Annotated in this window: 13 protein-coding genes and 1 pseudogene; 8 read left to right on the forward strand and 6 right to left on the reverse strand. The window is 68.7% G+C overall.

The features are described from left to right. The first annotated feature begins 150 nt into the window (after positions 1-150). The 8 genes from VF592_RS12445 to VF592_RS12480 are packed head-to-tail and all read left to right on the forward strand — an operon-like array spanning position 151 to position 5,960. The gene (locus tag VF592_RS12445; RefSeq protein ID WP_331005953.1) at positions 151-1,128 is read left to right on the forward strand and encodes a polysaccharide deacetylase family protein; all 978 of its coding nucleotides are present in this window, start codon (positions 151-153) and stop codon (positions 1,126-1,128) included. Beyond that, positions 1,125-1,334 carry a hypothetical protein gene (locus tag VF592_RS12450; protein WP_331005954.1) on the forward strand — a complete coding sequence of 70 codons (210 nt, stop codon included), beginning with the start codon at positions 1,125-1,127 and terminating at the stop codon, positions 1,332-1,334. The genes VF592_RS12445 and VF592_RS12450 overlap by 4 nt, the downstream gene beginning before the upstream one ends. After that, entirely contained in the window at positions 1,335-1,724 is a 390-nt protein-coding gene (locus tag VF592_RS12455) for a hypothetical protein (protein WP_331005955.1), read from the forward strand. After that, positions 1,721-2,863 (forward strand): acyl-CoA dehydrogenase family protein, encoded by a 1,143-nt coding sequence (locus VF592_RS12460; protein ID WP_331005956.1) that lies wholly within the window; start codon positions 1,721-1,723, stop codon positions 2,861-2,863. The genes VF592_RS12455 and VF592_RS12460 overlap by 4 nt, the downstream gene beginning before the upstream one ends. Continuing rightward, on the forward strand, positions 2,860-3,927 hold the full coding sequence (locus VF592_RS12465; RefSeq protein ID WP_331005957.1) for an enoyl-CoA hydratase/isomerase family protein: 1,068 nt from the start codon (positions 2,860-2,862) through the stop codon (positions 3,925-3,927). Before VF592_RS12460 ends, VF592_RS12465 begins: the two co-directional genes overlap by 4 nt. A 12-nt stretch (positions 3,928-3,939) precedes the next feature. Further along, the gene (locus VF592_RS12470; protein ID WP_331005958.1) at positions 3,940-4,716 is read left to right on the forward strand and encodes an enoyl-CoA hydratase; all 777 of its coding nucleotides are present in this window, start codon (positions 3,940-3,942) and stop codon (positions 4,714-4,716) included. A 2-nt stretch (positions 4,717-4,718) separates the two neighbouring features. Continuing rightward, positions 4,719-5,630 (forward strand): 3-hydroxyisobutyrate dehydrogenase, encoded by a 912-nt coding sequence (gene mmsB, locus VF592_RS12475; protein ID WP_331005959.1) that lies wholly within the window; start codon positions 4,719-4,721, stop codon positions 5,628-5,630. A gap of 57 nt (positions 5,631-5,687) precedes the next feature. Then, positions 5,688-5,960 (forward strand): hypothetical protein, encoded by a 273-nt coding sequence (locus VF592_RS12480; RefSeq protein ID WP_331005960.1) that lies wholly within the window; start codon positions 5,688-5,690, stop codon positions 5,958-5,960. Between the two features lie 43 nt (positions 5,961-6,003). Here VF592_RS12480 and VF592_RS12485 read toward each other — a convergent pair whose 3' ends face one another. The 6 genes and pseudogenes from VF592_RS12485 to VF592_RS12510 form a co-directional block, all read right to left on the reverse strand. Further along, positions 6,004-6,540, reverse strand: a complete 537-nt coding sequence (locus tag VF592_RS12485; protein ID WP_331005961.1) for a histidine phosphatase family protein — start codon at positions 6,538-6,540, stop codon at positions 6,004-6,006. 11 nt (positions 6,541-6,551) lie between these two features. Then, positions 6,552-9,257 (reverse strand): ATP-dependent DNA helicase, encoded by a 2,706-nt coding sequence (locus VF592_RS12490; protein ID WP_331005962.1) that lies wholly within the window; start codon positions 9,255-9,257, stop codon positions 6,552-6,554. A gap of 191 nt (positions 9,258-9,448) precedes the next feature. Then, positions 9,449-9,655: a hypothetical protein gene (locus VF592_RS12495; protein ID WP_331005963.1), complete on the reverse strand. Its 207-nt coding sequence runs from the start codon at positions 9,653-9,655 to the stop codon at positions 9,449-9,451. Between the two features lie 49 nt (positions 9,656-9,704). Beyond that, the gene (locus VF592_RS12500; protein ID WP_331005964.1) at positions 9,705-9,911 is read right to left on the reverse strand and encodes a hypothetical protein; all 207 of its coding nucleotides are present in this window, start codon (positions 9,909-9,911) and stop codon (positions 9,705-9,707) included. Positions 9,912-9,977: 66 nt separating this feature from the next. Next, a complete protein-coding gene (locus tag VF592_RS12505) occupies positions 9,978-10,424 on the reverse strand; it encodes a hypothetical protein (RefSeq protein WP_331005965.1) in 447 nt (148 codons plus the stop codon). Positions 10,425-11,221: 797 nt separating this feature from the next. Next, positions 11,222-11,344 (reverse strand): annotated as a pseudogene (locus VF592_RS12510) (IS5/IS1182 family transposase); the annotation flags it as partial.

Genomic DNA, 11,344 nt, shown 5'->3' on the forward strand with positions numbered 1-11,344 from the left:
GGCGTGCGCTTCTGGACCCGCGTCAAGACCGTGACCCAACGCTGGCCCGACGGCGCCGGGATCAGTGGGGGCGACCTGCCGCGCGGATCGGAAGACGGCGCCGCGAGCAGGGTGCAGGACGCCTTCGTCATCCCCACCATGGGATAAACGATGCCCCGCTTCGTCCTCGTGTTGCTGACGCTGCTGCTCGCCGCCGCCCCGGCGGCGGCGCGGAAGCGCATCGCGTTGACGTTCGACGACGTGCCGCGCGGGGCGGGCGCGTTCCTGACGCCCGACGAGCGGACACGGCGCCTGATCGCGGCGCTGCGGCGCGCGCGGGTGCCGCAGGCCGCCTTTTTCGTGAACCCCGGCGCGGTGCCCGATCGCCCCGGCGCCGAGCGGCGGATCGCGGATTATGTCGCGGCGGGCCACGTCCTGGCGAACCACTCGTTCAGCCATCCGCACCTGAATGCGACCGATGCGGCCGACTATCTCGCCGATATCGACCGGGCCGAGGCGTGGCTGCGCGGGCGCCAGGGGCATCGACCCTGGTTTCGTTACCCCTTTCTCGACGAGGGTGGCCGCGACAAGCCGAAGCGCGACGCGGTCCGCGCCGGCCTGGCCGCGCGAGGACTGCGCAACGGCTATGTCACGGTCGACGCGTCGGACTGGAACATGGAACAGCTGGCGGTCGACGCGCGGGCGGGCGGCAAGGCGATCGACAGGGCGGCGCTGCGCGACCTGTATGTCGAAAGCCATTTGGAGGCGGCCGAATTCTATGACGGGCTCGCCCGGCATACGCTCGGCCGGTCGCCCGCGCATGTGATGCTGCTCCACGAGACGGACATCGCGGCGCTGTTCGTCGGCGATCTGGTCGGGGCGCTCCGCCGCGCGGGGTGGACGATCATCGGCGCCGATCAGGCGTTCGCCGATCCGATCGCGGCCGCGCGGCCCGACGTCCCCGTCGCGCAAGGCACGCTGACCGAGGCGCTGGCCTGGGCTAAGGGCCTGCCCGCGCCGCGCTGGTACGCCCGCAACGACACGCGGCTCGCAAACCGCCTCTTCGCCGAACGCGTCCTGCACGAGACACCGGTCGCGGCGGGGACGGTGGCGGGGAGGCCCGCCGCGGTGCTAGGGAGCATGCCATGACCCGCCGCGTCGCGCCTCGCCTGCTCCTTCTTCCCGTTCTGCTGCTCGCCGCCTGCGGGGGCGGGTCGGAAGGCGCCAACACGTCGGACGAGGAGGCAGCGCCCCCCGCGCTGGTGCAGGAGGGGGTGCCCGAGAACCTGACCGACGACACACGCAACGAGGCGGTGCCGCTGGAGCCGCCGCCCGCCGTCGCGCCGGCCCGGTAGATGGCGGTGCCCGGCTACGAGATGCAGTACGACATGGTCGCCAACCTGTTCTTATATAGGATGCGGGGCTTCTGGACGATGGAGATCATCGGGCGCTTCGTCGCCGATCTCCAGGCGGCCGCCGCCCGGATCCGTCGCGTGCCGTTGCATTTCGATACCTTGTGCGATTCCACCGACTTTCCCGTCCAGTCAACCGAGGTCAGCCTGGCATTGGGCAAGATCATGGCGGGAGCGATCAAGATGCGCACGGGCCGCACCGCGATCGCGGTCGGCAGCAAGCTGAACAAGATGCAGGCGGAGCGGACGCTGGCCCACCCGTCCGTCCGCATATTCCTTTCGATGGACGACGCGCGCGCCTGGCTCCAGACGCCCGCCACGGAGCAACCATGACCCAGTTCGACCTGACCCCCGACCAGCGCGAGATCCAGGAACTCGCCAGCCGCTTCACCGCCGACCGTATCACCCCCAACGCGGCCGAATGGGACGAGAAGCATATCTTCCCGCGCGACGTCATCAAGGAAGCGGCCGAACTCGGCTTTGCGGCGATCTACGTGTCGGAGGAGAGCGGCGGCATCAATTTGGGCCGGCTCGAGGCGGCGCTGATCTTCGAGGCCATGTCCTATGGTTGCCCGTCGACCTCGGCATTCATCTCGATCCACAACATGGCGTCGTGGATGATCGACCGGTTCGGCGCGCAGGCGGTGAAGGACAAATATCTGCCCGGCCTGGTCACCATGGACCGGCTGGCGAGCTATTGCCTGACCGAGCCGGGATCGGGGTCGGACGCCGCCGCGCTCAAGACGCGCGCCGTTCGTGACGGGGGCGATTACGTCGTCACCGGGTCCAAGCAGTTCATCTCGGGCGGCGGCGAGAACGAGGTATACGTCACCATGGTCCGGACCGGCGAGGAAGGCCCCAAGGGCATATCCTGCCTGGTGGTCGAGAAGGACATGCCGGGCGTCTCGTTCGGCGCTCCCGAGCGCAAACTGGGCTGGCATTCGCAGCCCACCGCCCAGGTGAATTTCGACGGGGTGCGCGTGCCCGCCGAGAACCTGGTCGGCGGCGAGGGGGAGGGGTTCCGCATCGCGATGATGGGCCTGGACGGCGGGCGGCTCAACATCGGCGCCTGCTCGTTGGGCGGGGCGCAGCGCTGCCTGGACGAATCGATCCGCTATACCAAGGAGCGCCAGCAGTTCGGGAAGCCCATCGCCGATTTCCAGAACACCCAGTTCACGCTGGCCGACATGGCGACCGATTTGGAGGCGGCGCGCGCGCTCCTTTACATGGCCGCCGCCAAGGTCACCGACAACGCGCCCGACAAGACCAAGTTCGCCGCCATGGCCAAAAGGCTGGCGACCGACAGCGGTTCGTCGATCGTCGACCGCGCGCTCCAGCTGCACGGCGGCTATGGCTATCTGCAGGATTATCCGATCGAGCGGTTCTGGCGCGACCTGCGCGTCCATTCGATCCTGGAGGGGACCAACCAGATCATGCGCATGATCGTCGGACGCGAGCTGACACGGCAATGACCGGCGATCTCATGGTCGAGCAGGACGGCGCGGTCGGTCGCATCCGGCTGAACCGTCCGGGGACGCTCCACGCGCTGACCCATCCCATGTGCGACGGGATACTCGACGCGCTGGAGCGGTGGCGCGGGGACGCGGCGGTGGAGGCGGTGGTGATCGATCACGCCCCCGCGCCCGACGGCGATCCCAAGCTGTCGCGTGGCTTTTGCGCGGGCGGGGACATCCGTATGCTCGCGGAAAGCGGGGCGGGGGACGGCGCGGCCGCGCGGGCCTTCTTCCACGCCGAATACCGGATGAACCACCGGCTGTTCACCTATGCCAAGCCGCTGGTCGCGTTCATGGACGGGGTGACGATGGGCGGCGGTGTCGGGCTGGCGCTGCCCTGCCGATATCGCGTGGCGACGGAGAACACGAAGTTCGCGATGCCCGAGACGGGGATCGGCCTGTTCCCCGATGTCGGGGCGGGCTGGTATCTGTCGCGAGGACCGGGGCGGATGGGGCGCTATCTGGCGCTGACCGGTCACCGGCTCGACGGGGCGGAGTGCCTGGCGCTCGGTTTCGCGACCCATTATCTCCACGCCGACCGGCTCGACGAGGCGAAGAACCGGATCGCCGAGACGCCCCAGGCGATCGCGGCCGTGCTCGACGAGCTGTCCGCGCCCGTCCCCGATGCGCGGATCACCGCCCATGCCGGCGCGATCGACCGGCTCTTCGCGTCCGACAGGCTGGAGGAGGTGATCGCCGCGCTGGAGGCCGATGGTGGCGACTGGGCGTCGGCGCAGCTCGCCACGCTCCGCACCAAATCGCCCCAGACGATGAAAGTGTCGCTGAAACTCCTGCTGGACGGCGCGACCATGGCGACGTTCGAGGACGAGATGCGCCAGGAATATGCGGTGGGCAGCCGCGTGGTGCAGCGCCACGACTTCCTCGAAGGCGTCCGCGCGGTGATCGTCGACAAGGACAATGCGCCCCGCTGGGATCCGCCCACGCCCGAGGGCGTGACCGACCATCTGATCGACCAGATTTTCGCGCCGCTCGACGAGGCGGACGCGTGGACGCCGAATTGACGGAGAAGCCCGATGCCTGACTATGAAACCATCCTCGTCGAACAACGCGGCCCCGTGACGCTCGTCACGCTCAACCGCCCCCAGGCGCTGAACGCCCTAAACAGTCAGGTGCTGGCCGACCTGCTCGCCGCCTTCGCCGCCTATGACGCGGACGCGACCCAGGGCTGTGCCGTCCTCACCGGCTCCGAGCGCGCTTTCGCGGCCGGAGCCGACATCAAGGAGATGCAGGCCCAGGGCTTCGCCGCCATGTACGGCGCCGACTTCTTCGCCGGCTGGGAACGGTTCACCGCCACGCGCAAGCCCGTCATCGCCGCCGTCGCGGGCTTCGCGCTGGGCGGGGGCTGCGAGCTCGCCATGATGTGCGACTTCATCCTCGCCGCCGACACCGCCAAGTTCGGCCAGCCGGAGATCAAGCTCGCCGTCTCGCCGGGCATGGGCGGCTCGCAGCGGCTGACCCGCGCGGTGGGCAAGGCCAAGGCGATGGAGATGTGCCTGACCGGCCGGATGATGGACGCCGCCGAGGCCGAGCGCGCCGGGCTCGTCAGCCGCGTCGTCCCCGCCGCCGACCTGGTCGAGGAGGCGGTCAAGGTCGCCACCGTCATCGCCGGCATGGCCCCGCTCGCGGTGCTCGCGAATAAGGAGATGGTCGACGCCGCGTTCGAGACGACGCTTCACCAGGGCGTCCGGTTCGAGCGGCGGCTGTTCCACGGCCTGTTCGGGACCGAGGACCAGACCGAGGGCATGGCCGCCTTCGTCGAGAAGCGGCCGGGCAAGTGGACGGGGAAATAAGCATGGCACGCGTCGCATTCATCGGGCTGGGCAATATGGGCGGCGGGATGGCCGCGAACCTGGCCAGGGCGGGGCACGATGTCCGCGCCTTCGACCTCTCTCCGGAGGCGCTCGCGCGCGCGGAGCAGGCCGGCTGCCTTCCCGCCGACAGCGCGCAGGCGGCGGTGGACGGCGCCGAGGCGGTGGTCACCATGCTCCCCGCCGGCGCGCATGTGGAGGCCGTGTACGGCAACCTGGTCGGCCGGGTGGCGCCGACCACGATTCTGATCGACTGTTCGACGATCGACGTGGCGACCGCCAAGCGCGTCGCGGAGACCGCGTGGGCCAAGGGGCTCGCGGCAGTGGACGCCCCCGTATCGGGCGGCATCGCGGCGGCGAACGCGGGCACGCTGACCTTCATGGTCGGCGGCGCCGACGACGCTTTCGCGCGCGCCGAACCCTATCTGTCCGACATGGGGAAGGCGGTGATCCACGCCGGCGGCAACGGCGCGGGCCAGGCCGCGAAGATCTGCAACAACATGCTGCTCGGCGCCGAGATGGTCGCGACCTGCGAGGCGTTCCTGCTCGCGGAGAAGCTCGGGCTCGACCCGCAGCGCTTCTACGACATCGCCAGCGTGTCGTCGGGGCAGAGCTGGTCGATGACCAGCTATTGCCCCGTCCCCGGCGTCGGCCCCGAGACCCCCGCCGACCGCGACTATCAGGGCGGCTTCGCGGCCGCGCTGATGCTGAAGGATCTCCGCCTCGCCATGGAGGCAGCGCGGGGCGCCGGCGCGACCGTGCCGATGGGCGCCAGGGCGGCGGAGCTGTACGAGGCATACGCGGCGGAAGGGCAGGGGGGTACGGACTTTTCCGGCATCATCCGGATGCTGGGGGCGAACCGCCCCTTGACCCGCTCTCGGACGGAGGAGGAATAAGCTAGACAGTTCAGTCTGTCGGTATTTGCCTCACACAGACTTTAATAAGGGTGTAGAATGAAAGATCAAGAGCAGGGAGATGAGCGCCAAGTCGTTGACAGCCACAGCATTCAGCAACACCGAACGTCTCAGGAAGGCCTGACTTTTCTGTTTGCCTTGGTACTTGGCGGGCCAATCTGGCTGTTTACCTTCGTCCCCGTTTGCATGTTTGGTATCGCGCTTTCAGCAAACTGGATCGAAGCTCTGCCTTGCTACACGGTCATGATCGGACCACCGGCATACTTGTTTGTCGCCATGATCTACAAGTTCAGAAAGGGAGGCGAAAGGTAAGCGGCTCGTGCTTGCAAAGGCGCTGGCAGGTAATCGGTCGCCCTCAGTCCGCATCCGGCCCGAGCGTCGGGTCCAGGTCCCGCGGCCGCACGAACCGGACCAGCTCGCCCCCGCCCGCTGCGACCGCCGTCCAATCCGCCACCGCGAACCGCATTACCGCCACGCTGGCGGTCGGGTATTTCTCCTCCACCGCGTCGCGCGGGGCTCCGCCGTCCGGGACAAGCATCAGCACCAGATCCTCCAGCCCCGGATTATGCCCGACGAGCAGCGCCGCCTCCGTCGAGGCGGGCAGCCCCTGCACCACCTCCAGCAAGGTCGCCGCGCTGGCGAGGTAGATGCGCCGGTCCTCCACGACCGCGGGCAACCGCCCGTACCCGCTCGTGAATCCGTCCAGCGTCTCGCCGACGCGCACCGCCGGGGAGGCGACGAGATGGTCGAACGTCACCCCCTCGTTCCGCAGATGCCGCCCCATCAACGCCGCCGCGCGCCGGCCCTTGGCGTTGAGCGGCCGGTCGAAATCGCGTTGGACGGTGTCGTCCCAGCTCGACTTGGCGTGGCGCAGCAGGGTGAGCGTCTTCATGGCGCGACCTTTCAGGCGGGTGTCCGTGCTCCTTGCCCAATCGGGCTGCCCAGGGAAAGCCGCGACCGGACGCGCTCCACCGCCTCGTCCAGCGTCACGCGCGCCACCTCGACGCCCGGCGGGAAGGCGCCGAGCAGCCGCGAGGGCATCGCCGCCGACAGCAGCACGAACGCGCCCCGGTCGTCCGCGCGGCGGATCAGCCGTCCGAACGCCTGGGCCAGCCGCGCGCGCACGATGCGGTCGTCATAGGCGGAGCCGCCGCCCGCCAGCTTGCGCGCGGCGTGGAGCACGGTCGGCTTGGGCCAGGGAACGCCCTCCATGACGACGAGCCTCAGCGAATGGCCGGGCACGTCCACCCCGTCGCGCAGCGCATCGGTGCCGAGCAGCGAGGAATGCGGGTCGTCGCGGAAGATGTCGACCAGCGTGCCGGTGTCGATCGGGTCGACATGCTGGGCGTGGAGCGGCAGGCCCTCGCGCGCCAGCCGGTCGGCGATCCGGCCATGGACCGCGCGCAGCCGCCGGATCGCGGTGAACAGCCCGAGCGTCCCGCCCTCCGCCGCGACGATCAGCCGGGCATAGGCGTTGGCGAGCGCGGGCAGGTCGCCGCGCTTGACGTCGGTCACGATCAGCACCTGGGCATGGGCGGGATAGTCGAACGGGCTCGCCGCCTCGAACCGCGCCGGGGCCCGACCCAGATGCGGGGTGCCGACGCGCGCCTCGGCCGTCTCCCAATCGCCGCCGCCGGTCAGCGTCGCCGAGGTGACGAGCGCGCCGTGCGCGGGTTTCAGGACGATCTCCGCGAAAGGCCGCGTCGGGTCGAGCCAGTGGCGGTGGAGCCCGACATCGAACTCGCGTCCCTCCGTCCGGTCGACGCTGAGCCAGTCGACGAAGTCGGGGTCCGCCGGCCCGCCCACGCGCGCCAGCAGCGCCAGCCACGCCGCCACCGTCTCCGCGCGCCAGCCGATCGAGGCGATCGCGCCCTCGACCCGCGCGCGCGCCGCCGCGTCCATCCAGTCCGGGGCCTCCGCCAGCACCGCCTCCAGCCGCCGCCCGAGCGTCACCAGCGGCCGGAGCAGCGCGTCGAGCGCGTGCGCCGCCGGCCCCGCCGCCTCGATCAGCGCGCCGTCGGGCTCGGCCAGCTCGGTCTCCAGCCCATAGCCGGCGTCGTCACCTCCCTCGGCACGCGCAAAGGCGAGCCCGCGCACGGCGGCGAGCAGCGTCTCGATCGCGCCGAAGGGCCGCCCCTCCGCCAGCCGCCCGAGCCACCCATCCGACGCCAGCGCGCGCGCCGCCTCCACCGCGTCGGCGATCGCCCGCCCGCCCGCCTCGTCATAGCTCGCCACGTCGCTCAATCGCGCCGCCAGGCCGCGCCGGCGCCCGCGCGTATTGCCGTCGGGGCCGACCACCCAGCGGCGGAGCTCGATGCACTCCGCGCCCGTCAGCGCGGTCGCGAACATCGCGTCGGCGGCGTCGTGGAGGTGGTGTCCCTCGTCGAAGACGTAGCGGGTCGGCCGCGTCGTCGTCTCGCGCCCGCGCGCGGCGTTGACCATGACCAGCGCATGGTTGGCGATGACGATGTCCGCCTCCGCCGAGGCGCGGGCCGCGCGTTCGATGAAGCATTTGCGGTAATGCGGACAGCCCGCATAGACGCATTCGCCGCGCCGGTCGGTCAGCGCGGTCGGGCCGTTGCGCCGGAACAGGGTCGGCAGCCAGCCGGGCAGGTCGCCCCCCACCATGTCGCCGTCCGCGCTATACGCCGCCCAGCGCGCGACGAGCTGCGCCAGCACCGCCGCTCGCCCCGCGAACCCGCCCTGCAGCGCGTCTTCCAGATTGAGAAGGCAGAGATAATTCTCGCGGCCCTTGCGCGTCACCACCTTGACGCGGCGTAGCGCGGGGTCGGGAAACAGACGCGCCGTCTCGCCCGACAGCTGGCGCTGGAGCGCCTTGGTATAGGTAGACACCCACACCGCGCCGCCCGCCCGCTCGGCCCAGAGCGAGGCGGGGGCGAGATAGCCCAGCGTCTTGCCGATCCCCGTCCCCGCCTCCGCCAGCACGAGATTGGGCGCGTCGCGCATCGCGCGGGGCGCGAAGGCGGCGGTCGCGGCGGCGGCATAGGCGCGCTGGCCCACACGCTGTTCCGCACCCGCGCCGGTCAGCACGACGAGCCGTGCTTCCGCCTCGGCGGGATCGAGCTGGACGGTGCGCGGGGCGGGGCGCGGCGCGGTCTCCTCCCATTCGGGCAGCTTGGAGAAGAGCCACCGCTCGTTCGCCGGCGGCTTGGGCACATGATGCGCGACCAGCGGCCCCCAGGGCCAGCGCAGGCGGAACAGCGATTGCGCGCTGCTCCACGCCCCTTCGCGTTCCGGCCAGTCGCCCCCCGGCACGGCGAGCAGGCGCGCGGTCGCTTCCAGCAGGAACGCGGCGGTCGCGCCGTCGTCGTCGGGCACCGCCAGCCCGATCGCGCGCGCCAGCCCGCCCGGCGTCGGCACCGCGAAGCGCGCGGGGTGCATGAAGGCGAAGAGTTCGAGCAGGTCGAGCCCCGACAGCTCGGCATAGCCCAGCCGCTGCCCGGTCAGCGCGGCGTTGAGCACGATCACCGGCGTCTCGGCCGCGACCCGGATCGCCTCGCCGCGCGACACCTCGCGCGTGTCCCCGCCCCGCGCGATCCAGATGCCGGCATGGCTGGCGTGCAGCGCGGGATGGGGAAGGGGCAGCATGACGGGGCCGTTGTACGCGTGGGAGGAACGAAATGGCAACGGGGGTGGAGGGGAGGCGGCGGGGGTCGGCCGAAAGCGGAACGGCGGCTGAGGGGTGCGCGTAGGCGGGGAACGGACGCGCGCCTTTGTGTCACAACCGTTCGGTTGTGACACAAAGGCGTGAATGTCCGCTTTGGGTGGATTGCGGTCATTTAACGCACGCCGAGAAGCCCCAAGAAGCTGCCAAGCGCGAACGCCGCGAAAAACACAACTAGAAGCCAGTGACCCGCAACATAGGACAGGGGACGCGAAGGGTTAGTCTCGGCCGCGACCGCCCTCGCCCGCACGTAAACCTTCCAACTGGCCCAAACCCAGAAAACGGTCTGCGCCACGGCGAGCAGCTTCAGCATGAACTCCATACCCGATCATATCATGTGCACCGACGTCCGCTATGGGTGGAAAGCGGACCTAGGCGTGGCCGTGATGCTTGCGGATGATGCTAGCCATATCCGGGTCGCTCAGGCCCCACTCTGCCTCTTCGTGAGATAGTCCCGCCGAGATCGCCTCCGCTGAGAACCGCACAAGCAGTTCCGCTTCCGCCTCGCCTGTAGGTGCTTTGCACAGCAATTCGTCTGCGATCCATTCCTCGACGAAGTTGGTCGCTTTCTGCCGCATGGTTCGCGTCCTACCTGCTCGACCTCCGGCCGCCAATGTCGGCTTTGGGTGGAAAGCGGACATCCTTCAACCAGGGCGAATATTGCAAATAGGCGACGGAATCGGGCCGATCGAGAGCATCCGGTGGACGACATACTCAGAGGGCGAGAGTCCTGCATGACCAAAGCCTAGGCCTATAATCTGGTGATGACCGTCGAACCTCACCGAGTAAGCGGCAACGGGCCACCTTCCATCTCTGCTCACGAAAACGCCTGAGTTTCGGTTCGCCTTTATCAACTTCCCCTCAGAGCTGTTCTGTTCCGGATTATAAGCAAGCGACGGCGCATCTGTGAAGTTGGGGTTGCAGATAGACGATAGGCCTTCACCTTCGATGAATCGTGATCCTTCGAACAGGTCGACCCAGGTGCCTTCGATGGTGCGCGTGCGCTGCTGGAAGGTGGTGTAAGCCGCGAGCGACGTGAGCGCTCCAGCGGTCATGAGGAGCGTCACCTTTCTCGCTGCCAAACCTTTCATGCCGAGTGGATGCACCCAATATCGAACGTCTGCAACTGGGCGGAAGCGGACCACCGCCGAAAGTCCGCTAGGGGTCGCAAGCGGACTCCCGGCGCGAACGTCCGCTAAAGGTGGCAAGCGGACGTTCGTGCGATAAGGCTCACTGGCCATGCCGTCCCTACGCCGCCCACTGCTCCTTTTTGCGACGCTTATGGTCGTTGGCTTCGCGGGCGTGCTTGCCTGGCAAGCGCAGACTCGATCTCATCTCGTTAATATACTGGCCCTTCGCGAGTTACCGGACTCGGTAACGGACATTGATTGTGACAGCTTCGGCACGACGGACGTGCTCGAACGATGCGCGTTCCAGTTAGCCCCGGCCGACTTTCCCGTCTTGTTGAAGCACGGTAGCTGGAGGTCTCCAGCCCCATGTTCCACAGGTTCTTTGCCCTGCGTAGATAAGACAGAAGGCGGCATGTCACACGACTATTGCTGTGGTCCTAAAGTCGGCGAGAACTTTCGGATCGGGACTACTTACATATCCGTACCAGCCGATGCTTCACATGGCGGTCAACTAACCCTCATTGTTGATCGCGAACGCCGAAAAGCGATGGTCGACTTGTATATCGAGTAGGAGGTGACGGCCGAGCAGCTACCTCAAAAGCTACGACCCGAACGCCCGCTGTGGGTCGAAAGCAGACAAAATCTAGGTGTCACAGCCGTTCGGTTTTGATACCTATGACGAAGCGGCAGGAGCCAGCCCGAACGCCAGCGCTCAGCGAAGGCGCAACGGCGGCGTGTTCACTAGGCTCCAGACTCGTTCACAGCCAGAACGCGAGCGCGGTGGCGAGCGCCACGCCTGACAGGAAGTTGGCCGCGAGCTTGTCGTAGCGGGTCGCGACGCGGCGGAAGTCCTTGAGGCGGCAGAACGCGTTCTCGATCAG

Source organism: Sphingomonas sp. (genome assembly GCF_036388435.1).
GTDB lineage: Bacteria > Pseudomonadota > Alphaproteobacteria > Sphingomonadales > Sphingomonadaceae > Sphingomonas.

Bases quoted from the DNA above. Each gene is read 5' to 3' on its own strand.
- VF592_RS12445 (WP_331005953.1), top strand. From the start codon at position 151: ATGCCCCGCTTCGTCCTCGTGTTGCTGACGCTGCTGCTCGCCGCCGCC.
- VF592_RS12450 (WP_331005954.1), top strand. From the start codon at position 1,125: ATGACCCGCCGCGTCGCGCCTCGCCTGCTCCTTCTTCCCGTTCTGCTG.
- VF592_RS12455 (WP_331005955.1), top strand. From the start codon at position 1,335: ATGGCGGTGCCCGGCTACGAGATGCAGTACGACATGGTCGCCAACCTG.
- VF592_RS12460 (WP_331005956.1), top strand. From the start codon at position 1,721: ATGACCCAGTTCGACCTGACCCCCGACCAGCGCGAGATCCAGGAACTC.
- VF592_RS12465 (WP_331005957.1), top strand. From the start codon at position 2,860: ATGACCGGCGATCTCATGGTCGAGCAGGACGGCGCGGTCGGTCGCATC.
- VF592_RS12470 (WP_331005958.1), top strand. From the start codon at position 3,940: ATGCCTGACTATGAAACCATCCTCGTCGAACAACGCGGCCCCGTGACG.
- mmsB (WP_331005959.1), top strand. From the start codon at position 4,719: ATGGCACGCGTCGCATTCATCGGGCTGGGCAATATGGGCGGCGGGATG.
- VF592_RS12480 (WP_331005960.1), top strand. From the start codon at position 5,688: ATGAAAGATCAAGAGCAGGGAGATGAGCGCCAAGTCGTTGACAGCCAC.
- VF592_RS12485 (WP_331005961.1), bottom strand. From the start codon at position 6,540: ATGAAGACGCTCACCCTGCTGCGCCACGCCAAGTCGAGCTGGGACGAC.
- VF592_RS12490 (WP_331005962.1), bottom strand. From the start codon at position 9,257: ATGCTGCCCCTTCCCCATCCCGCGCTGCACGCCAGCCATGCCGGCATC.
- VF592_RS12495 (WP_331005963.1), bottom strand. From the start codon at position 9,655: ATGGAGTTCATGCTGAAGCTGCTCGCCGTGGCGCAGACCGTTTTCTGG.
- VF592_RS12500 (WP_331005964.1), bottom strand. From the start codon at position 9,911: ATGCGGCAGAAAGCGACCAACTTCGTCGAGGAATGGATCGCAGACGAA.
- VF592_RS12505 (WP_331005965.1), bottom strand. From the start codon at position 10,424: ATGAAAGGTTTGGCAGCGAGAAAGGTGACGCTCCTCATGACCGCTGGA.